The organism is Photobacterium sp. GB-1, assembly GCF_003026165.1.
Classification (GTDB): Bacteria; Pseudomonadota; Gammaproteobacteria; order Enterobacterales; family Vibrionaceae; genus Photobacterium.
This window is the reverse complement of the sequence record NZ_PYOB01000026.1, coordinates 11,793-32,914: the sequence shown is the minus strand read 5'-3', so window position 1 is coordinate 32,914 and position 21,122 is coordinate 11,793. Positions and strand designations below refer to the sequence as shown.

19 protein-coding genes are annotated in these 21,122 nt (G+C 37.1%); 9 read left to right on the top strand and 10 right to left on the bottom strand.

Annotated elements, in window-relative coordinates:
* Window positions 1-66 precede the first annotated feature (66 nt).
* The gene (locus C9J45_RS18450; protein WP_107292855.1) at window positions 67-1,596 is read right to left on the bottom strand and encodes a phospholipase D family protein; all 1,530 of its coding nucleotides are present in this window, start codon (window positions 1,594-1,596) and stop codon (window positions 67-69) included.
* Between the two features lie 217 nt (window positions 1,597-1,813).
* Window positions 1,814-2,830 carry a Preprotein translocase subunit SecY gene (locus tag C9J45_RS18445; protein WP_107207584.1) on the bottom strand — a complete coding sequence of 339 codons (1,017 nt, stop codon included), beginning with the start codon at window positions 2,828-2,830 and terminating at the stop codon, window positions 1,814-1,816.
* A gap of 450 nt (window positions 2,831-3,280) precedes the next feature.
* On the opposite strand from C9J45_RS18445, the gene C9J45_RS18440 reads away from it, so the two are divergent.
* The 3 genes from C9J45_RS18440 to ansB all read left to right on the top strand — a co-directional run bounded on the left by C9J45_RS18440 (window position 3,281) and on the right by ansB (window position 5,319).
* Window positions 3,281-3,727 (top strand): hypothetical protein, encoded by a 447-nt coding sequence (locus C9J45_RS18440; protein ID WP_233217771.1) that lies wholly within the window; start codon window positions 3,281-3,283, stop codon window positions 3,725-3,727.
* Between the two features lie 57 nt (window positions 3,728-3,784).
* Entirely contained in the window at window positions 3,785-4,036 is a 252-nt protein-coding gene (locus tag C9J45_RS18435; protein ID WP_107292854.1) for a hypothetical protein, read from the top strand.
* Window positions 4,037-4,251: 215 nt separating this feature from the next.
* Window positions 4,252-5,319 (top strand): L-asparaginase 2, encoded by a 1,068-nt coding sequence (gene ansB, locus C9J45_RS18430; protein WP_107292853.1) that lies wholly within the window; start codon window positions 4,252-4,254, stop codon window positions 5,317-5,319.
* 99 nt (window positions 5,320-5,418) lie between these two features.
* Here the strand turns inward: ansB and C9J45_RS18425 are convergent, their stop codons facing one another.
* Window positions 5,419-6,198 (bottom strand): thioredoxin domain-containing protein, encoded by a 780-nt coding sequence (locus C9J45_RS18425; protein ID WP_107246110.1) that lies wholly within the window; start codon window positions 6,196-6,198, stop codon window positions 5,419-5,421.
* A gap of 265 nt (window positions 6,199-6,463) precedes the next feature.
* Here C9J45_RS18425 and aphA point away from each other — a divergent pair, with 265 nt between their 5' ends.
* Window positions 6,464-7,183 (top strand): acid phosphatase AphA, encoded by a 720-nt coding sequence (gene aphA, locus C9J45_RS18420; protein WP_107246109.1) that lies wholly within the window; start codon window positions 6,464-6,466, stop codon window positions 7,181-7,183.
* A gap of 43 nt (window positions 7,184-7,226) precedes the next feature.
* Here the strand turns inward: aphA and C9J45_RS18415 are convergent, their stop codons facing one another.
* Window positions 7,227-7,559 (bottom strand): DUF3392 domain-containing protein, encoded by a 333-nt coding sequence (locus C9J45_RS18415; RefSeq protein ID WP_107207589.1) that lies wholly within the window; start codon window positions 7,557-7,559, stop codon window positions 7,227-7,229.
* 256 nt (window positions 7,560-7,815) lie between these two features.
* On the opposite strand from C9J45_RS18415, the gene arfB reads away from it, so the two are divergent.
* The 3 genes from arfB to C9J45_RS18400 all read left to right on the top strand — a co-directional run bounded on the left by arfB (window position 7,816) and on the right by C9J45_RS18400 (window position 9,787).
* On the top strand, window positions 7,816-8,229 hold the full coding sequence (gene arfB, locus C9J45_RS18410; protein WP_107207590.1) for an alternative ribosome rescue aminoacyl-tRNA hydrolase ArfB: 414 nt from the start codon (window positions 7,816-7,818) through the stop codon (window positions 8,227-8,229).
* A 130-nt stretch (window positions 8,230-8,359) separates the two neighbouring features.
* Window positions 8,360-8,809: a hypothetical protein gene (locus C9J45_RS18405; RefSeq protein ID WP_107246107.1), complete on the top strand. Its 450-nt coding sequence runs from the start codon at window positions 8,360-8,362 to the stop codon at window positions 8,807-8,809.
* 90 nt (window positions 8,810-8,899) lie between these two features.
* Complete coding sequence (locus C9J45_RS18400; RefSeq protein WP_107261099.1) at window positions 8,900-9,787, top strand: aspartoacylase; 888 nt, start codon at window positions 8,900-8,902, stop codon at window positions 9,785-9,787.
* Window positions 9,788-9,874: 87 nt separating this feature from the next.
* On the opposite strand, the gene C9J45_RS18395 is transcribed toward C9J45_RS18400, so the two are convergent.
* The 4 genes from C9J45_RS18395 to C9J45_RS18380 all read right to left on the bottom strand — a co-directional run bounded on the left by C9J45_RS18395 (window position 9,875) and on the right by C9J45_RS18380 (window position 13,548).
* Window positions 9,875-10,627 (bottom strand): ABC transporter ATP-binding protein, encoded by a 753-nt coding sequence (locus tag C9J45_RS18395; protein ID WP_107261097.1) that lies wholly within the window; start codon window positions 10,625-10,627, stop codon window positions 9,875-9,877.
* Between the two features lies 1 nt (window position 10,628).
* Entirely contained in the window at window positions 10,629-11,672 is a 1,044-nt protein-coding gene (locus C9J45_RS18390; protein ID WP_107261095.1) for an iron ABC transporter permease, read from the bottom strand.
* Window positions 11,669-12,826 (bottom strand): ABC transporter substrate-binding protein, encoded by a 1,158-nt coding sequence (locus tag C9J45_RS18385; RefSeq protein ID WP_107261093.1) that lies wholly within the window; start codon window positions 12,824-12,826, stop codon window positions 11,669-11,671. Before C9J45_RS18385 ends, C9J45_RS18390 begins: the two co-directional genes overlap by 4 nt.
* Before the next feature lie 251 nt (window positions 12,827-13,077).
* Window positions 13,078-13,548, bottom strand: a complete 471-nt coding sequence (locus C9J45_RS18380) for a hypothetical protein (RefSeq protein WP_107207596.1) — start codon at window positions 13,546-13,548, stop codon at window positions 13,078-13,080.
* 369 nt (window positions 13,549-13,917) lie between these two features.
* Here C9J45_RS18380 and C9J45_RS18375 point away from each other — a divergent pair, with 369 nt between their 5' ends.
* Together C9J45_RS18375 and C9J45_RS18370 are read left to right on the top strand one after the other, a co-directional pair.
* Window positions 13,918-14,517: a nuclease-related domain-containing protein gene (locus C9J45_RS18375; protein WP_107292852.1), complete on the top strand. Its 600-nt coding sequence runs from the start codon at window positions 13,918-13,920 to the stop codon at window positions 14,515-14,517.
* A gap of 293 nt (window positions 14,518-14,810) precedes the next feature.
* Window positions 14,811-15,923 (top strand): NADH:flavin oxidoreductase, encoded by a 1,113-nt coding sequence (locus C9J45_RS18370; RefSeq protein ID WP_107292851.1) that lies wholly within the window; start codon window positions 14,811-14,813, stop codon window positions 15,921-15,923.
* Window positions 15,924-15,974: 51 nt separating this feature from the next.
* Here the strand turns inward: C9J45_RS18370 and C9J45_RS18365 are convergent, their stop codons facing one another.
* Complete coding sequence (locus C9J45_RS18365) at window positions 15,975-17,177, bottom strand: EAL domain-containing protein (protein ID WP_107207599.1); 1,203 nt, start codon at window positions 17,175-17,177, stop codon at window positions 15,975-15,977.
* Window position 17,178: 1 nt separating this feature from the next.
* A complete protein-coding gene (locus tag C9J45_RS18360; RefSeq protein WP_107292850.1) occupies window positions 17,179-21,108 on the bottom strand; it encodes a transporter substrate-binding domain-containing protein in 3,930 nt (1,309 codons plus the stop codon).
* Between the last annotated feature and the right edge of the window lie 14 nt (window positions 21,109-21,122).

Genomic DNA, 21,122 nt, shown 5'->3' with positions numbered 1-21,122 from the left:
ATCAAGCATAAAAAAGGCGCTCAATGAGCGCCTTTTTTGTCACTATTTAATGGTTATCTTACCGACTTATAACTGTTTCTCTATTGGTAATACACCGGCCGCCCAAGCGCCCATTTTAAGCCAAATGCTACTGTCTGGCTCTGATGTATACTGCTTGCCCGTTGTATCATCATTCCATATGATCTCACCATTTTCGTCCAATGCTAAACGGTAAGCATCTTTAACTAGTGAGTTATTGATCGTGTTGTAAACTTCACCTGAGAATTTAGGTGAATCAACAATCACGCCTAACTCTGTATTTAAGTATGCAGAGCGTGGATCAAAGTTAAATGAACCGACGAAAATTTTAGATTTATCAAGAATGAACGTTTTCGCATGCAAACTTGTACGAGAGCGACTTAGCCATTTGTGTTTTGTTTTATGGCCGGGTTCTACTTTTACTTCGTATAGCTTAACACCACCTTCTAGCATGATTTTACGGTATTTGGCATACCAGCCATGTACAGCGAAAACGTCATTAGAAGCTAATGAGTTGGTAACAATAGTGATGTTTTTGCCGTTCTTTGCCGCTTTAGCTAGCACTTTAGCCCCTTCTTCTGTTGGGACAAAATACGGTGAAACTAAAAAGAAATCATGCTCTGCTTTCGCGATCATCTCTGATAGCTTATGTAGCAATAAATCATCTTTACTATTCGCAATTTTATACGGTGTATCGTAAAGCAGTTCTGCATCTGTCCAGTATAGCGGTAATGTCTCTTCCATTAACTGCTGTACCATTGGGTGGTTTTTTAGCGAACTTGCATAGTCTGATGACATGTACTTAAGCTGAGCATCTTTCCACTGTGCCAGTTGTTCTTTTGTAGGCTTATGTGCTGATGAGACTAAGGCTTCAATCGGTGTTGCTGGTTTACTGTTCCAGTATTCATCAAATTGACGTGCGAATTGTGGGATCACTTTACCCAGCATAATGAGGTCGAAGTCTCCGAATTCTACGTCACTATTGGCAGAGAAATACTCGTCGCCGATATTACGTCCTCCGGTAATGGCAAACACACCATCTGCAATAATGGCTTTATTGTGCATACGGCGATTTAACCGATCAAAGTCAGTTAAGAAACTTAATGGCTTAATAGTACGGTTTGAAAATGGGTTAAATAAGCGTACTTCAACATTAGGATGAGCAGAGAGGCTTGCTAATGCTTGATCGTCACGATTTTGCATATCATCAAGTAATAAGCGCACACGAACGCCACGCTCAGCAGCTTGATATAAATACCATGTCATCAACCCACTTGTCGCATCATCACGGTAAATATAGTACTGAACATCCAGTGTTTTTTGTGCATGTTCAATAATAGCCAAACGTGCAAGTAATGCGGCTTGACCATCACCAAGAGGGTAGAAGCCTGTTTTATCAGGATGAATGCTGGTATAAGGCAAAGAGCTTTGGTACAAGCTAGTGTTGAAATTATCTACATTGGAATAGCTTGCTTGCTTTTCTAGTGATAACGGTTGAGCACAACCAACAAGTGCTAGAATACTTGTTGCGATAATAGTACGAGATAACAGCTTCTTATAATCTTTAATACGGATCATGGCTAAGACATTGAAAATAAATGTGACTGGATTCTACAGAGGAATAATTGGGTAAGCTGTAATTAAAAATACATTATGTGATCATTTTCTGCTTTTAGAAAACTAACTGATAAGAAGTGTAACAAAGTAAGAATCTATTATTATCTTGAGTCAAAAAAAGCCCGAAATAATTGCTTATTTCGGGCTGGTATTTTGGTTAATCTATCACAGTGATGCGTTAACTCGTCGTGGTTGTAAGTCCATGCCATTGGTAATGATTGTTAGGTTTTTTACTCACAATACCTTCATCCAATAGCTGTTTGAAAATACTATCAACCTCATCGGTTGAAATATTTAAAAACTTACTTACAGCGCGTTTACTGCAATTTACTTTGTTATGACTAAGCGCATCAACGGTTAATTCATAAGGGGTTTTAGGCTGTTCAGGTTCGACAATAATTTCTTCTGGCTCTTGCTCATGTACATTAACTTCTGATGTTCCAATCGTTGAAGGGTCAAAATGTTCTAGCAGTTTAGGTTGGTCAAATTCATTGTATCCTGCCATTTCTAACACTTTGTTATGGCGATACTGATGACGAAAACGATTCTCTTCACCTATTAACCCTACAAAGAATGCAGCAAAGAAATCTAATAATACTGATAGAAACACCACTAAACCTAACTGTGCGGCTTGAGGGGTTACATGTAACGATTCTGCAAGACTATCAATCAATCCTAAAACCGAGCCTTGGCTAACGACAGGAATGCTATCACGTTCCATTGCAAGCTTTTGTTGTTGCTTACGTAATTCATCATTTTGTTTTTGAATGCGTGCAACACCAGAGGCAATGCGCTCCATCTGGATGTATTTTTCTGCTGCGACGTTATTGAGATCAATTTGTTTTTCAATGGCTTCAATCTGCATGTTGAATGCATTGATTTTGCTTTTTTGAACGTTAACTTCACTTTGTGCTTTATTCGTTGCGCTGTTAATACCGCCAATAGATCCACCAATCGAAATTGCGGCAAGAACGGCGTAAAAAGTAAAAGCAGATAGTGTGCCAGTATAGTTACGACGTGCTTTACGTTCCCCAACTTCGTACCATGCGAAGAATTTTCCTAGTTCGAAAATAACCGCCAATCCACCAAAGAGAAACTTCATTAATGGATCATCATCAATGGAAAGGAATAATAGCAGCGAGAAGATGATAGAGGCGAGAATAGCTGCACCTGTGAAACTATAAACTGTCCACATCGCAAAAAATCCTTTCGGGTAGCGGATGTGACTTTTCTGATCGTAAAGCATAAATTAAGTCTGAGTAATGAGCGTTTGCTCGCTTGTCGTTATTAACGCCAAGCAAAAAAGGAGTCTATAGGATACCTTAAAATTGTTCCCAGCCCTTATAAAACCTAGCGTGTTGTGTTTTTTCGATGAAAATTTACACGCCGCTTTCATTGCTGTTTAAAATGCCACCATAGAGTGATTACAAACTAAACATAATCGAAGGTTAAATAAGACTACTGTGCAAAAAAGGGGGAATATCTAACATGATGTATAGTGGTCATTTATTGCTAAAGCTATGAGTCTTTATCCATCTTTTATATAAACTAATTAATACGGATTGAGATAAATTGTCATTATATTGACAAAAATATCTAGCATTATTTGAATAATAGGAACAATAAAGTAACCACAGGTAGTTTTGTGAAATATCAACCTCAGTCGAATGTGATGGGAAGTATCGATCAACAGGTTAGGGATAACACAACACCGATTTATTATACTGAAAGAGAACGCGTAATGTATGAGCGCTTAGGACAGTCCTATGCGTGGTACAAAATTATGGACGATGAATTATCGCTCATAGAGCAAAAGTGTCTAAGTGCTTTTTATGATACTTGGCCGCAATTGCAAAAGTTTGATTTTCAAAGTTATAAAGAAATTGTTAGTAATAAAGTTCATGTGATGTTTGAAATTCAACGTATTAAGACAAAATACCCGGCGTCAGAACAACAACAATCCTTTATAAATAACTTATTGATAAAAAGAGATTTATTGTATCCTGAATGGTTAAGAGCCAAAAAGTCTTTAGAGTATATAGAATCTGAAAAAGCCTATTTACGTGCAGTTAAAGATATCGCCCATAATTAATTATGTAAAAAGCTGACCTATACTTATTGTTAATTTAACGGTTAAGGAGGGTCAGTGATGTTCTTTACCAGTGAACATAAAATGACAAATGAAGAGCAATTTTTCATTAAGTCGCAGTATATGGGGTGCAATTTACCATCTAATTTACAATTACACCTTGCTTTAGTTTATGTTGATAATCAAACGTTTCAATGTATTTGGGAAGCAGAATCTCTTGAAATGATTGAGCATTATGTCGATGCTCAATTAGCAGATTGTTGTCAGAGCCACTATTTTGAAGTTGATCCATTCTCAGCTATTGGTGCTTAAAAATTTGTTATTAATATAATTAATATGTTGTTCTGATGTGATGGATTAAAATATTACGTCTTATTAATGTTAATGCTTGTATTGCGTTATTCCTTTGTGTGATGAATATCGAATTATCATTTATATAAAGGGTGATTCTCTGCGCAAAAATGATTTCTATTAATAACTACTCTCAATTTATAAATATTTTGTAATAAATATCGAGAGAAGTATTAATGAAAAAGAATTTAGTTTGCTTAGGTATCTTGGTTGCTGGTTTAAGTTTTCAATCATCCTCTTTTGCTCAAGGTACTGAACTGCCTAATATTAAGATATTAGCAACGGGTGGAACAATAGCTGGTGCAGGGCAATCGGCAACAGGCAGTGCGTATACGTCAGGACAAGTCGGTATTGATGCCCTTATTAATGCTGTACCGGAAATGACAAAAATTGCCGATATCAGTGGCGAGCAAGTTGCGAATATTGGTTCGCAAGACATGAATGATCAGGTATGGCTTACGTTAGCTAAACGTGTCAATGAACTCTTAGCGAAAGACGATGTTGACGGTATTGTTATTACACATGGTACTGACACCATGGAAGAAACAGCATACTTTTTAAATTTAACCGTGAAGAGTGATAAGCCTGTTGTATTAGTGGGTGCAATGCGCCCATCAACCGCGATGAGTGCTGATGGACCTGTTAACTTATACAATGCTGTGATCACCGCTGCTGACACTGATTCAAAAGGCCGCGGTGTGTTAATGGCGATGAATGATGTGATTTTGGATGCGCGTGATGTCACTAAGACCAGTACAACAGCTGTCGATACATTTAAATCACCTAATTTTGGTGAGTTAGGTTATATCCATAATGGCGATGCGGTGTATCAACGCAGTCCAGAGCGTCATAATACGAACGATTCTAAGTTTGATATATCGAAAGTGAAAGCCTTACCTAAAGTCGGGATCGTTTATAACTATTCCAACGCCTCTGACTTACCTGTTAAAGCGCTAATTGATGCAAAATTTGATGGTATTGTGAGTGCTGGTGTTGGTAATGGTAATATTTATAAAGGTATTTTCGAACAACTAGCTAAAGCAAGTAAAGACGGGATCATGGTCGTTCGGAGTTCTCGTGTACCTACTGGCGCGACAACACTTGCGGCAGAAATCGATGACACTAAATATGGTTTTGTTGCATCCGGAACTCTAAATCCCCAAAAAGCCCGTATTCTATTAATGCTGTCATTAACGCAAACAAATGATTATCGTGATGTACAAAAGATGTTTCAGTATTACTAGATTATATTTATTGGCTTGAGTTTCGTGTTTACGTAGGTTTGTTATAGTAAAAAGCCAGTCTTCCTGACTGGCTTGATACTCGCTTAATAACGTACTGAATTATTTAGCGTTGCTCTTTACTTCCGCAATGGCATCTTTAAGCCCCTGAGGATCGTAGCCATTAATAATGTGAACATTGTCTGTGGTTACATTATCTGTTGGCATAACAATTAATGCCGGTGTTCCTTGAAAACCTAATTTACTAAATAGCTGGAAGTTGCCTTCAAAACTATTGTTTGCATCAAACTTACTAATATCAATGCCCAACTTAGTTGCAATATCATTAACATCTTGTTTGGTTAATTTGCCTTCATCTTTACCTGAGGCAAATACGGCATTATGGTATTTACTGTAAAGGTCACTGCCTTTATGGGCAAAAATCCAGTTACCCATATCTGCCGCATATTTTGAAGCTTCCCAACGTGATGCAAAGATTGGCGTTTCTTTGAAAATGAATTTTACATCGGGGTTTTCAGCTTCAAGTTGTTTCACGATAGGTGAAATTTTTGAGCAGAACATGCATTGGTAATCAAAAAACTCAATAACGTTTACTTTGGCATCTTTAGGGCCAACATATGGTGTTTTAGCATCTTTAATAAGTTGGTCAGCATAAGCGACAACAGTTTGCTTCGCTGATTGTACCTGCTTTTCCATCTGTTGCTTTTGCAATGTTTCTGATGCTTTTACTAAAACTTCAGGGTGCTCAATAATATATTGGCTGGCAATCTTTTCAATTTGCGCTTTTTGCTCAGGGCTAAAGTCTTTATTATTAACTGCTGTTGTTTCATTACAGCCAGCTAATAGTACTGTCACCATAAGCGGTAAAATTAGTTTTTTCATTTTATCTCTATACGTTAGATAGCGTATTAATTATCACCAATTAAATGATATAGAGTATGAATGTAACCTGAATCAAATTGTTAAATATTATAGAAATGTTTATTTTTAAATAAAAAATTCAATAGAAGAAAGTGAGTTAATTAAATTGTTATATAAAATATAGATCTTATTTTTCATTATTTGAAAATATCATTGTGATGTATTGCGCATAATTATGAATACTTTTGTTGTAAATTATTCATAACGAATGAACAGAGATCTTATTATGAAGAAAAAATTTACATTATTAGCCGTTAGCTCATTATTTGCTTTATCTACACTTTCTACAGCGGCTTTTGCGGATCCTAAAGTACCGGCGACTGATCCTGGTTATAGTACGATCCAAATAATGGAAATGGGGCAACCAAAAGACGTCCATTGGATCTCAGTTAAGCAAATTGCTGAAAAATTAAAAGGTAAGCCACCAATGGCTGTCGGCTTTGACATTGATGACACGGTATTATTCAGTACACCGGGTTTCTATCGTGGTAAGCAGGAGTTTTCTCCAAATAGTTTTTCATACCTGCATGAGCAGAAGTTCTGGGATAAAATGAACTGTGAGTGGGAGAAATTTAGTTTACCAAAGCAAATAGGTAAAGAGTTGATTGCTATGCACCAAAAACGTGGCGATCAAATTTACTTTATTACAGGTCGTACAGCGTCAAAATGTGAAATTACCACGCAATATTTAAAAGATGTATTTGGTATTAAAAATATGCATAAGGTGATATTTGCAGGATCAAGTAAAACAGAATTTACTAAAACGCCTTACATAAAAGAAAATAATATTAAGTTATATTATGGTGATTCTGACGGTGATATTATTTCAGCTCGCAAAGCGGGAGCAGAAGGCATTCGTATTATGCGAGCTGCCAACTCAAGTAACCGACCAATTGCTAAAAATGGTGTTTTCGGTGAAGAAGTCGTGACTAATTCACAGTACTAGTTGTTAATGAATTTAATAAAAGCGACCGTTATGGTCGCTTTTTTTATATATGTTTATTTCGTTGTGCCCAACAGCCAATAAAGATAAAAAAGATGCTTATAATACAAACTGACAAATAATTAGGAAGATTTAACAGCTCACGATATACCCAAGGTGATAAATTGATAATTAAAAAGCCATAACCGAAGGCATTGACGAGAATAAATACAATAGTCCTAATAATAAAATTGTAATGGGACAAATGCCTGCGTAAAAAACGATTAAAATCCCCACCGAAAACAACCAATGAACAAGCGACAATCGCGGTTGAAATATCATCTAACCAAGGACGAAGATCGTGTCCTAAATCAGATAAAAGACGAATAATGAGCTCCATGTAAGTATACTATTTCTGCTAAATAATGACGTTTGAGGGTAGTTGTGTTGATGATAAAAAACTAGTGTAGTAGTACAAACTTGCCAAGAAGATCACGGCATACAGAGATATACTTAACTGGCTTCTATTACAGTATTTAGATCCTTGTCGTGGCTCTGAGTACGAAGAAGGCATAACTATTTCTTTCCATATTGCTATATAACGATTTAACGCTCTCTATGGTAAAATTGACGTAAGAAATGCAGAGAGTAAATACATGTTAGTTATTTCAAATTCAGTCCAACTTGCCGATTGGGAAATAGAGCTTACCGCTATCCGAGCTCAAGGTGCTGGTGGTCAGAACGTCAACAAAGTGTCGAGTGCAATCCATTTGCGGTTTGATATCAATCGTTCATCCTTACCTGGCTTTTACAAAGAACGCCTTTTAAAACTATCTGATAGCCGTATCACAAAAGAGGGTGTCATTGTTATTAAAAGTCAACAACATCGTACTCAAGAGATGAACCGTGATGAAGCATTAGCACGTCTAAAAACACTTATTCAAAGTGTTATGACAACCCAGAAAGCGCGTAAAGCGACACGTCCGACGAAAAACTCACAGGTACGTCGTGTCGATAAGAAAACCCAGCGAGGGAAAACCAAAAACCTCAGAGGTAAAGTGAATTTTTAACCAATATTAATGTGACCTTTACGGCATAAGTTGCTGTAAAGAAGTGACATTGTGATACCTAACCGAATATCTTTGCTATCAATAGCTGTGTAAATTCTTTATTGCATTTATTTATTATTGGGTGGCAGGGATGTTCGAGAAAAAAACACTTCAACTTTTACAGTTGTTTTATCGTGAAACAGAGCGCGTACGTTTATTCACTTTAGACGATCTCCCGCCATTAGCTGTTGAACAGCAACAACAAATGAACCTATGGTTAGAAACCAAACGCAATTTTGAACACAATGAAATTGTGGAGCAGGTATGGTTAAAAACTTGTAGTGCAGGGTACATAACAGAGTTAAGGTTACATGATGACGGAACGCTTGATGAATACACGCTATTTAATCGTCTACACACCACTGGCTATTGGGAGCTAGTAGATGGAGCGATCGAAATAGAAATTAAAAAAGCAGAGAATACCTATCGCTTTACTGTCTTTGCTAACCGTCACGCTAATATCCATTCCGCCATCGAGTACAAAAATGGCGAGCTGCATTCGTATCTTAAATTAGCGCAAACACGACCTATTAAATTCTAATCTATAGCTTTTTGGTTGATAAAATAGACTGGTATCGATGTATATTATCAGTACACTGATAAAAAGGTTTGGATATTAGGAAGGTCAAGGATGAGTAAGATAAATAAAGTTGCAGTTGTTGGTGGTACTCACGGTAATGAATTTAGTGGTATTTACTTACTCAAAAAGTGGCAAAGTGATCCCCTGCAATTAGCGCGTGAGAGTTTTTCTGTCGACACTGTCTTTGCTAACCCAAAAGCATACGGTGAAAATAAGCGATATGTTGATCATGATTTGAATCGCCAATTTGGTATTGATGATCTCGTGAATAATGAGCTGACGAGTTATGAACAGACTCGCGCTAAAGCAATTAATCAGCAAATTGGACCAAAAGGAAAGGCAAATACTGATTTTATTATCGATTTGCATAATACCACCAGTAATATGGGACCTTCGTTAATCTTACTTCAGTCTGATCTATTTAATCGTCAGTTAGGGGCGTATGTTAAGTCTAAAATGCCAAAAGCAGTGGTGGTATTTGAAGATCATACCTCTGTTGATGAGCATTTATTTCTTTGCTCAATTGCCAAGCAAGGTGTGATCGTTGAAATAGGGCCGCAACCACAATCGGTTATCCGTCAGGATGTATTAGATTGGATGGAAGCGATGACAAAACATATTTTGGATTTTGTTCATTTAAATAACACTAATGAAGTGCCTGACTTACCTGCAAGTTATGACGCTTACCGTTATGAAGAAACCCTCAAGCTTCCAGTAGATGAACAAGGGGAGCGAATTGGTATGGTTCATCAATCTGTTCAAGATAATGATTTTGAACCACTGCGCTCAGGCGACCCTATTTTCACCTTGTTCGACGGTACAGAGATTTTCTGGGAAGGGGATTATGAAGCGTACCCTCACTTTATTAATGAAGCCGCTTATTATGATAATAATCTTGCGATGTCATTAGGTAAGAAAATCGTGGTATCAACAAACTAATATTTAGCCCATATCATAAGTCATCAAATACTTGCCCGTAACAGACGCACATTGTTCTGCTACGGGCTTTTTAGTTGTTATTATTATTTAATGCGTTTTTTTCAAGACTACAATAGGGGTGTGATCAACCATAATGATATGCGAATCAACATTAAATACAGCAGAGATAAGTTCACTCGTTACTGTTGTTTTAGGCGAGCCATAATCAAATAATTTGCCGTTATGTAGCACGGCAATATGGTCGGCATATTGAAGCGCTAAGTTAAGATCGTGGATCACCATAATCACGCATGCCCCTGTGCGCTTAGTATAAGATCGAACATAATTGAGCAATCGTAATTGGTTTTGCATATCAAGTGCTGAAGTTGGCTCATCTAACAGCAATACTTTAGGGGCGTTTATTAACGCTTGAGCAAGCCCTACCATTTGGCTTTCACCACCAGAGAGTGCAAAACATTGTTTATTAGCGAGATGTAAAATCCCCATATCTTTTAATAAGAATAACCCTTGCTCTGCACTTTCTTTTTTCGCGATCAAAGACGTTGAGTGGATGTTCATTGTCGTGATCAATAACTCGAGTACCGTAACGTTAGCGTGGATACGATGCTCTTGCGGTAAATAGCCTATATCCTTTAATGAAAGCGGTTGTTTAAGGTATCGAATTTGTTCAGGATATTGTTTAAGCAGCGCAGTCATTTGGCGCAAGAGTGTCGATTTACCTGCACCGTTTTTTCCTATCAAGGCTACCATTTCGCCGCAGTGAATAGTGGGCAATGTTAAGTCATTCAAGACCGACTGTTTACCAAATGTCACTGTGACATGATTGATATCAAGGCTCATGCTAGCGTCCCCCTTTTTTAATCACAAGAAAGATAAAGAAAGGGATCCCAACAATCGACATTACAACAGTAAGAGGCAAAATGATCCCAGGCATAATTGCTTTACTCGCAATAGAGGCTAACTCTAATAATACCGCTCCAACTAAGAATGATGCGGGCAAGAAGAAGCGTTGATCTTCACCTAAAACCATCCGTGCAATATGCGGAGCCACTAAACCTACAAATCCGACTGCGCCAACAAATGAAACCGAGATAGAAGTAATAATTGAAACTAACACTAAGGTCTTCATACGTAGACGCTTAACGTTAATTCCCATCGATTCTGCACGTTCTTGTCCCATTTTTAATGAAGATAATCGCCAAGCATCTTTCATCATAATGATTAATACAATGGGTAACAAAATCAGTAAGAAAACAATTTTTTCCCAGCTACCACGATCTAGCGATCCCATTTGCCAGAAGACTAATGTTTGCAATTGGGTTTCGCTGGCAATGTATTGCATCATGATCAGCAAACTATCGTATGCAAACATAACGGCAACACCAAATAACATTACACCTTCAATTGAAATACGCTTTATTGACGAAATACCCGCAATTAATAACGTCGTTAATAAACACATGATGAACGCCATAACAGCTATTTGATACTGTGCAGGGATAAAGGGCAGAGCAACAACATTGGTGATAACTAAAGACGCTCCGAACCCTGCCGCTGCTGAAACGCCAAAGGTATAAGGATCCGCTAGCGGGTTATGCAATGTTGTTTGCATTTGTGCACCCGCCAAGGCTAATGCTCCCCCAATAAAAGGAGCCATGAGTGACATTGGCATGCGTATATCCCACACAATGACTCGACTAGCGATAGCACTTTGGTTTGGTGAGAAAATCGCTTGGATCACTTGTGAATAAGAGAGACCTTGTGAGCCAATAAGCACATCAATAATGACAAATAACACACTTAATATGGCAAGGCTGATCAGTGCGATTCTTTTATTACGAGAACGAATATGGTGAGCTCTCAATTCAACTGTAATGCTATTCACTGATTCATTGCCTTGAAGTTATCTTGACCAAACTGACCACTCAGATGACGATGACCAAACTTAAGGTTCATCTCTTCAAATGTCTTTTCTGGCTGTAACGTTGAAAAAAGTGAAGGGTGTAACCATTTTGCAAAATACTCAATCGCCACTAAGTTATACGGCGAGTTGTAAAATGGCATATAAATCGAATAAACATTCTTTTGTTGATACGCTGTTAGTGCTTGTAGCCATGGTCGATTCATCAAATCGGTGGTCGCTTGTTTAATTGCAGCATGGTTAGGAGAGTAACCAAGAGGAATCCCACTTGTTGGCTGACCGTCATTGGTGATCCAACCGGTTGTTTGCATAATATAAACATCAGGCTGTGAGGTAATGACTGTCTCTGGTGACATCTGTCCAGTTTCAGAACCATCAAGTGGCGCTATCGCAATATTTTCAGCTTTAAGCATTGGGATGTAAGCGCCCATATTACCATTAGCAAAAGTACGGCAGCAGGAGTCACTGTAACCTGCAGCGCGTTCAATAAACACGCGCGGAGTCGGTGTGTTTGGGTGCTGTGCCAGTGTCTCTTTTATCACATTCAAGTGACTTGTATAGTATTTGGCGAATGCATCGCCTTGCTTTGAGCGGTTAACAGCATCAGCGAAAACCTGTACTGATTTCACTGTGTTTTTGAGTGGATTTTCACGGAAATCGACCGTTAATACTTTAATGCCAGCATCATTGAGTTTTTTCAATAAGCCTTTATCTTCAGCCAACTTAATATTTGATAGATCAACAATAAAAAGATCAGGTTTAGGTTTTAGATTAATAAACCGTTCAACATCAAATTCTCCAGACTTAATAAGACCAATAGTCGGAACATTTTTTAGTGAGGGGTATTGCTTAATATAGCTAGCATACATGCTTGGCGCTGAAACTCGCATATCATCTCTTGCCGCAACAAGGTGCTTTGCTGCTTCTTTTTGATAAATAATTTCTAGCAATGGAAAAATTCGACTGGTTGAAAGTGCAATGTTTTGAGGTTGATGATCAAAGGTAACTTGTCTACCCGCAACATCCGTTACTGTGATGGGATAGGTGCTTGCTAAAGCGATATTGGAAACTGTTAAGCCAACAGTTAGAGAAAGCAACGTTTTAATGGGCGTTTTCAAAATGGCTATCCTTAAAAAATTTTCGAAATAGTAATGATAATAATTATCGTTATAAATGTGTTTTATTGAGAGATAAGGATCCATTAATGAATGGTAATAAGATTTATTAACATTTACTGGTGTGTCAGTTTTAGATTAGTTGCAAGGGGAGAAGTGATCGTGAAACGTATCGGAGAGTAAGGATCCAAGAAAATGAATATTTGAGTATCACTAAATAGTACTTGGATCTCTTGTTGATATTAACGCTTTGATTACAGTGCGTTTACTGCTGCGGTAAAACCGTCAGCCGATAAGTTGAAACCTGCGATGTCAACGTAGTTTTTAGTTTGAAATAGGTCAAGAACTTGCGACATTTGTGCGCCATTATTACTGGCGTAAGCATAGGCCGTACAGGTGTTATTGCTTGGATCGAAGCTAGTAGATACACGTAATAAGGTTTGTTTAGCCACATTGTAATTACTTAGCGCTGAAACATATTTCCAACTTTTACATACACTTTGGTTAGTAGGCATATGGTCGATAAAGTCGATACGGGCGAGTTGATGTGAGCCGCTACTAAAGTGAAAAACATAGGTTTGATTGCCAAAATCAGTTTGAGTGATCAACTCATTTTTGGACGGGACAGCTTGGTAGGTATTATGTTGAGTGGTATCAGCAAAAGCATTAGAAATACTAAAAACAGAAAAAGTAAGTGCAACAAGTGAGGTAGAACGCTTAAACACTAATATAACTCCACGAAATTAGATTTTAATTAAAGCCTAATAACATGCCTTTTACGCATTCATAATGCAAATATTTTACTATGAAACAGCGGTATAATTAAATTCCATTTGTAGAAATAGAAGTAAAATTTAAACGATACTCAAATAGTTGTATTTCATGATTTGTATAATAGCTTTATATGTAACGCCATGTGTATTTTTCAATATAATTTCATGTGTATTAAAACGTTACATTTTTGACCTTTAAAAACAGTAAATATACTGCCATATTTTTGACTTAGTATTTTATCTCTAAAAACGTTAATTTTTTCACTTAAATAATGTTAGACAGAGGCGCAATCGTTCTTACTGGAATGGATAACCTAATTCATGGATATGACATCAATAATATTTAATGCTCTACAGCCTTTATGTTGGATTATTCCGGTTGTTTTTATTCTGTTTTTAGTAAATTCACCGTGGTTTAAAGGTCGTGCAGGTGAATTAATTGTTCATTACCGATTAAAACTTTTGCCAGCAAAACATTACAAAGTATTAACTAATGTAACCTTGCCTACTGAAAGTGGTACAACGCAAATTGATCATCTTGTTGTTTCTCAATACGGTATTTTTGTCGTGGAAACGATAAATATTAAAGGGTGGATTTTTGGTGGGACCTATCAGTCAGTATGGCAACAAGCATCGTTTAATCGCTCATCAGTATTTAAAAACCCGTTACATCAAAATGCTCAACATACTAAGACACTTCAATATTTATTGGGTGTTGATGAAACGGCATTTCATTCCGCAGTGGTTTTTGTTGGTGATTGTACTTTTAAAACCGAGATGCCTGATAATGTAGTCAAATCAGTAAGTGCAATGATGCATTATATCCATACATTTAAGGCGCCGTTATTTACAGACCAGCAGTTACAGCAATGGGTTGCTAGTATTGAAAAGACATCATTTAACCCAGACATTTGCAACTAACGGTTAAGTAAAAGCATTATGATGCACTAAATCGCTAGCAAGGCTGTGCTCTATACACACAGGGTATTTGGATATATTGCGTTTTTAAGCCAAATTATTACTTTTACGTGCTACAGAACTGCCTTTAACTTAATCCAGATTAAAGTTTTCACCTTCCTTTATCAGTACTATCCCCTTCATCTGTTCAAAGTTGACAGATATTAGAAAAAAGAACCGATACCTTAATCGTATCGCTGTTCTTTTTTGTTCTTCAATCTGATGATAAATCATAAAAAGATGTAAGAGGCTTCACCTTGAGTAATTTGTTTTCTGCAACTCACATTGGTTCGATGACGTTAAAAAACCGCTTTGTACGCAGTGCAACGTGGGAAAATATGGCGACAGAAGAAGGGCATATGACAGATAAGCTTTATGCTATCTATGAAGAGCTTGCCAAAGGTGAGGTTGGTTTAATTGTCACGGGTTATGCCAATATTGTAGAAGAAGAAAAGCCGAATGCAGGCATGATGGGGATGTATAACGATTCTTTTATTGAAGAATATAAAAAGCTTACAGAGCTTGTACATCAATATGATTCAAAAATTGTCATGCAGTTAGCCTATGGTGGCACGAAAACAACCTATAATCTTGGCGAACGTGTTATTTTTGCACCTAGTGCCGTGTGTGAAAAAAGTACCCAAACATTGGGTAAAGCAATGACACAAAAAGAAATTGATTACATCGTTAATGCATTTGCCCAAGCAAGCTTACGTGCTCAACAATCGGGTTTTGATGGTGTAGAAATTCATGCGGCGCATACTTATTTAATAAATCAGTTTTTAAGCCCTTACTACAACCAACGTGAAGATCAGTACGGCGGTAGCCTTGAAAATCGTATGCGTTTCTTAATTGAAATTTACGATGCGATCAGAAAGTTAGTCGGTAAAGATTTCCCGATCCTAGTGAAATTAACCGCGACAGAATTTTTTGAAGGTGGATTAACTTTTGAAGAAACGCGTGTTATTTGTAAAAAACTGGAAGCGATTGGGGTTGATGCCATTATCATCTCAGGCAATATTCATGGCAAAGCCGATACTATGGTTGGTGAAGTGCATGATGGTTATGAGATTCAAGCGGAAGGTTACTTTAGCGAATATGGCCGTGTGATAAGTGAAGACGTTAAAGTGCCTGTTATGACTGTTGGTGGCTTAAGTAATTACTGTGCAATTGAAGCGCTTGCTGATAATACAAATATTGAATTGTTTGCGTTTTCACGTCCGCTACTGACGGAGCCACAACTGATCAAACGTTGGAAAGAGGGGGATCGGATCGATGTTGAGTGTGAAAGATGCTCAAAATGTCGAACTCGCCGTGGGAATTTTTGTGTGACCTCTAAAACGCGAAAAGCTGAAATTGCAGCATTGTAATTTTTAAGAGGGCATAAGAAGAGTTAGTGTTCAAAAACACTAACTCTTTTTTTATTCAGCGGGAGTAATAGCAAGTGAGGCGCTTTTTTGTTGCCACTGCTGATACCATTGCTCAATACTGTCATATGGCAAAGGGGGAGATATAAAATATCCCTGTGCTTGTTGACAGTGCATTTCCTGTAATTGCTTCCATAAAGCAAGGTTTTCAACGCCTTCAGCAATAGTGATTAAATCTAAGCGTTTAGTGAGTAGTAAGCATGATTCCACAATGGCTTGTGCCGTAATGCTTGTTGGTAATGCCTGAATAAAGCCAAGATCAAGTTTAAGGGAATTAAACGTTAATGTTTCTAACTGCTTAAGTGACGAATAGCCAGTACCAAAATCATCAATGGATAAAACAAACTCGTGCATACTCAAGCGTGATGCAGACTCAATGGCTTCACCGACTGATTCAAATATATCGGACTCTGTTAGTTCAAAATATAACCATTGATTTAAATCGTAATATTGTTCTTTTAATTTCAGTACGCAGTTGATGAAATGTGGATCAGCCAATGTTTTAGATGAAATATTTATCGCAATTTTTCGATTATGGAAATATGAACGATAACAAATTACGTAATGAATAATGTAAATTGCTAATTGCTTTTCTTTATTGTGCGCCATGATTTGATCAATAAACTGGTAAGCCGGAACCGTACCATATTCAGGATGCACTAAACGTATTAACGCTTCACAAGCAACCCATTCACCTGTTTCAAGCGATACGATAGGCTGAAAGTAAGGCACAAACCAGTATTGTTTAAAGGCGAGATCGATAAAGGCTTCATCCAATTTTATATCACAAGACGGTAGGCGTTCAGGTAATGCATTAGTTTGCTTTGCTGTTTCAATTAAAGCACTAATTTGCTTTAAACAGGTAGGTTTAGCCAATGTGCCTAATAAATTAAGTTTATAGTTAAGACACATTTTCTCAACACTGGCTAAGATATCTTGTTTCAAGGCGCTGGTGATTATAATAGCGCCCTTAAACTGCTGTTTTGCAATGTGACCAAGGAAACTGATGCCATCCATTTCCGGCATATTTAAATCACACAACAATAACTGTGGTTGATATTGCTGCATAATTTTTAATGCTTCGGCACCGTTAACCGCGCAATGAATTTCATCATTAACAGGATCGATAATACGAGCTAACTGCGTTGTTAGCACTTGGCGCTGAAAATCATGATCTTCTATCAATAGTATGCGCATTTTAGTTACCTTTTAAATTATCGATTTGTTGAGTGAGTTGACCAACTAAAGCTATTAATGATTCATAATGGTGCTGTAAAGTCTCTATTCTATGCTGTTGAATATCCTTTTCCACATCGATGCAAAGTGCATCAAGCTGGTGGAACGTCATGACGCGAGCTGCACCTTTAATTCGATGAATAATTAAGCCTACTAATTCAATATTATTTTCGTTAATAGCCATATTCAATTCATGCTGGTCTTTAATACATGATGCAAGATACTGATCGAGCAATGTATAGGCTGTTTCACTATCACCGAAGATATCAATAAGCTCGTTAATATTAACTAAATCCGTTGTGCTTTCACTATCCGTTAACGTATTAGGCACGAGGTGCTCATATGTTGACGTGACATTGTCACAATTTCTACTCGGTATCCATTGGTTTAATACGGTATTTAATTCATCTAATGTTATTGGCTTAATTAAATACGCATCAAATCCAATCTCTTTAAAAAATTGTTCGTTAGATAGCGCATCTGCTGTTAACGCCAATACAGGAAGAGGCTTAGCAGCTTTTATCTGTTCTTGTTTACGAATGGCTTTAACCAGCTCAAAACCATCAAGCTCTGGCATATGGCAATCTGTTAGTAATAGATCATATGAATTCTTGCTTAATGCATCTAGTGCTTTTTGACCGTTATCTACAATATCAACGGCATAGTTAAGTTGCTCTAGTTGTTGTTTAAGGATCTGCTGGTTAATAGGGTGATCTTCTGCAACCAGAATGTAACGCCCTTTTGCAACAGCCTGCTCATAGGTGTATACACGCTTTTCTGTGGTGGTTATATCAGGGAATAGGGTATTTTTACAGGTCTGTTTTGCTAGCGCTTGATAGAACAGATTCGGCAATAATGGATTACAAGAAATGATATAACCTTCCGAGGTGCTTTGAGTGAAAAAATGGCTCGGAGAGCTAATTGTAATAACGTTTATTGACGGTAAATTAGCCTTAAACCATGCTGCATCAATATTGTGATCAGTAAGCCATGTGTCTTTCACGATAATCGTATTGATTTTATTCGTTAGAATGAATGCTGGTAATTTAGCTTTATTTGCAATTGCAATTTTTGTGTATGAGCAATGCCATGATTGTAAATATAACTCTAAAAACTGCTCGTCAATATCGCCCAAAAAGCCACAATGTTTATGTAACGGCTTGACAGATTTCTTTTCAACAACAGTGAAGGGGATCGTAACACTAAATGTAGTGCCAACATTAATGTCACTTTTCGCGACAATTTCACCCCCCATTAGTTGGGCTAATTGGTGGCAAATGGATAAACCTAGCCCTGTACCACTAAAGCGACGGTTACTGTTTTGCTCAACTTGAACAAATGGTTGAAATAAACGCTCTAAATCTTTAGGTTTAATACCAATCCCCGTATCAGTGATAGAGAATGTCAGCTTTTGTTCTGATGCTGATTCTTGGATCATATCAACAGCCAGATGAATGTTTCCTTGCACGGTAAACTTAATCGCATTGTTAATAAGATTATTAAGAATTTGCGTTAAACGTACTTCATCAAACAGCAAACAGTGTGCGATGGAAGGATCGAGCCACAAGGTGAATGTAATTTCTTTTTGCTGTGCATGAATAGAGTGGGGCTGTACTAATTCATGAATAAGATCCGAAATATTATTTTCACTTGGGTTAATACTGAGCTTACCAGCTTCAATTTTCGAAAAATCTAATACATCATTGACAATGTTGAGCAAGTTACGCCCTGATTGTGACAAATTATGATGAATTTGGCGTAATTCATTAGTTTTCGCATGTGGTTCCATTAGCTCTAATAAACTTAGAATTCCGCTGATTGGCGTGCGGATCTCGTGGCTCATCATGGCCAAGAAGCGTGATTTAGATTCAGTCGCAGCCAGTGATTTCTCGTTAGCTTCCATTAGTGCTACTTGTTGTTCTTTGGTTTGCGAAATATCTAGAATAATAGTATTCCACTGCCAACCGTTTTCAACTTCCGATATTTGGCAACGTAGTTCTATCCAGCGCGGTTTAAGCGTGTTGGAATGAATTTGTAAATTAGTACTCCAATAGCCAATAGAAACTGCCTGTTGCATTGTTAAATAAAGAGATTCGAAGTCTTCACGCTGTTTCAAAATATCAATTAATAAAGCCGGATCTTCGTATAGTTTAGATGCATCACAATCAATGAATAGATTGATTTTTTCGCTAATGAATAAAAATTCAATATCAAATGGGTTTGCACTGTATTGTAAGTGTTGAATCAAAACACCATCAAAATTATTCGTTAGATAAGTTAGCTTTTGTTCGGCATTTTTCCGTTGTGTGATCTCTCGACTTAAACGACGATTCCAATAGATAATTACAGTAATAATACTAAAAATTACTGTTGTAACTATGATCGCCCAGCCAATGATTTGGCTGTAATTAACGTCAGATTTTATGGTTATAGAATGCCACTTTCTAAAACTATTCGTTAGATCTTCTGGTGGCAATGTCATTATCACTTTATTAATGATATTTCTTAGCTGAAGATTGTTATTATCTACTGCAAAATTAATTGAACGTTGGTGGTTATCCAACTTGCTAGGGACAATTTTTAATTGGCCAAGGTATTCATTTTGTAACAACACATGCGCTTGGCTAAGTGAAATAACAGCATAATCGATTTGATCATTAATCAATGCAGCAAGCATGTCATTTCTTGAATCAAAACTAATAGTTTTATTATCTGGGTATAAGTTTAAAGCAAGGTTTTTAACAAAACTTGATTTAATAACACCAATACTATTTTTAGGTGTAATTCCGTAGCTATTTCGTTTTGATATTTTATTTACAATAACCCAGCCTTCTTGCCCATAAGGCATGCTAAAAAGCAGTTCTTTTTTCCGTAATGATGACGTGGCAACGGCGCTAAGAATATGTATATCCCCTTGTGCAAGCAACGCTTTAGCTTGGGAGTAGTCATTAATATGGATAAACTCATAATTAATACCGAGCCCTGAACTCATTTTTTGAGCGATATCTTCAACTTGCAGATATAGAATATCTTCATCTTTTAGACGATTATCATCAAATTGGTAACCAATTTTTAGCGTAGCTAAAGACTCAAGAAAATGACTTTCATCGCCAGTAAGTTTAATTTTACTCGGATCCTTGAGTAGAGCAATTTGATTACTTGTCAGCCATTTATTGTGAAGCCAATTTATTTCTGTTTTAGATAGGGCAACGATAGTGCTATTGAGTTGTTTGATAATGGCACTATTTTTTATTGAACTTGCAAGATGCAACTGCTCTAAAGGTAATTGTTCAAGTATTGTTACTTCAAATGGGATCGATGGATCATTGCTTTTCAGTAGCTTATTTAAAAGAATTGAATTGCCGATGTAAGCGTCAGCCACGCCTCTTTTAACAGAATTGAGAGCGGTTTTTGAATCAGTCATTGAAATCGTGGTAATACTTTCGTTAACTTGAGGTAATAAACCACTAAGAACACTGTTCTCTTCAATGGCGATTATCTTGTCATCAAAATTTAAGAGAATATTAGAAGACGAATAGCTAAGCATTGCGTAAGGAAAAGCCAATAGAGGCTCACTAAATGCAAAAAACTTTTCTCTTTCTGCACTGTTGCTTACCCCTATGGCAACATCAAGCTCATCGCGTGCTAATGCTGTTAGAATTTCAGTCGGCGTATCATAAACAATATTTTCAATAGTGTACCCAGCGTTATGGCTGATAATTGACATATAGTCAGGTAATAGCCCTACGACTTCTTGCTTTTTATTGAGTGAGGATAACGGTGACCAATCTAATGAAAGGTATCCAACTTTTAATGTTGTTTTTTGAACATTGTCATCAGCCCAGGTTAATGAGCTAATAAATAAAATTATTAGTAAAGTAAAGTGACGCATGACTTAATTCTCAT

What these genes read in the sequence shown, in the direction of transcription:
- C9J45_RS18450 (WP_107292855.1), bottom strand. Translation starts at nt 1,596, where the DNA reads ATGATCCGTATTAAAGATTATAAGAAGCTGTTATCTCGTACTATTATC.
- ansB (WP_107292853.1), top strand. Translation starts at nt 4,252, where the DNA reads ATGAAAAAGAATTTAGTTTGCTTAGGTATCTTGGTTGCTGGTTTAAGT.
- C9J45_RS18435 (WP_107292854.1), top strand. Translation starts at nt 3,785, where the DNA reads ATGTTCTTTACCAGTGAACATAAAATGACAAATGAAGAGCAATTTTTC.
- arfB (WP_107207590.1), top strand. Translation starts at nt 7,816, where the DNA reads ATGTTAGTTATTTCAAATTCAGTCCAACTTGCCGATTGGGAAATAGAG.
- aphA (WP_107246109.1), top strand. Translation starts at nt 6,464, where the DNA reads ATGAAGAAAAAATTTACATTATTAGCCGTTAGCTCATTATTTGCTTTA.
- C9J45_RS18395 (WP_107261097.1), bottom strand. Translation starts at nt 10,627, where the DNA reads ATGAGCCTTGATATCAATCATGTCACAGTGACATTTGGTAAACAGTCG.
- C9J45_RS18360 (WP_107292850.1), bottom strand. Translation starts at nt 21,108, where the DNA reads ATGCGTCACTTTACTTTACTAATAATTTTATTTATTAGCTCATTAACC.
- C9J45_RS18425 (WP_107246110.1), bottom strand. Translation starts at nt 6,198, where the DNA reads ATGAAAAAACTAATTTTACCGCTTATGGTGACAGTACTATTAGCTGGC.
- C9J45_RS18415 (WP_107207589.1), bottom strand. Translation starts at nt 7,559, where the DNA reads ATGGAGCTCATTATTCGTCTTTTATCTGATTTAGGACACGATCTTCGT.
- C9J45_RS18375 (WP_107292852.1), top strand. Translation starts at nt 13,918, where the DNA reads ATGGATATGACATCAATAATATTTAATGCTCTACAGCCTTTATGTTGG.
- C9J45_RS18405 (WP_107246107.1), top strand. Translation starts at nt 8,360, where the DNA reads ATGTTCGAGAAAAAAACACTTCAACTTTTACAGTTGTTTTATCGTGAA.
- C9J45_RS18445 (WP_107207584.1), bottom strand. Translation starts at nt 2,830, where the DNA reads ATGTGGACAGTTTATAGTTTCACAGGTGCAGCTATTCTCGCCTCTATC.
- C9J45_RS18400 (WP_107261099.1), top strand. Translation starts at nt 8,900, where the DNA reads ATGAGTAAGATAAATAAAGTTGCAGTTGTTGGTGGTACTCACGGTAAT.
- C9J45_RS18365 (WP_107207599.1), bottom strand. Translation starts at nt 17,177, where the DNA reads ATGCGCATACTATTGATAGAAGATCATGATTTTCAGCGCCAAGTGCTA.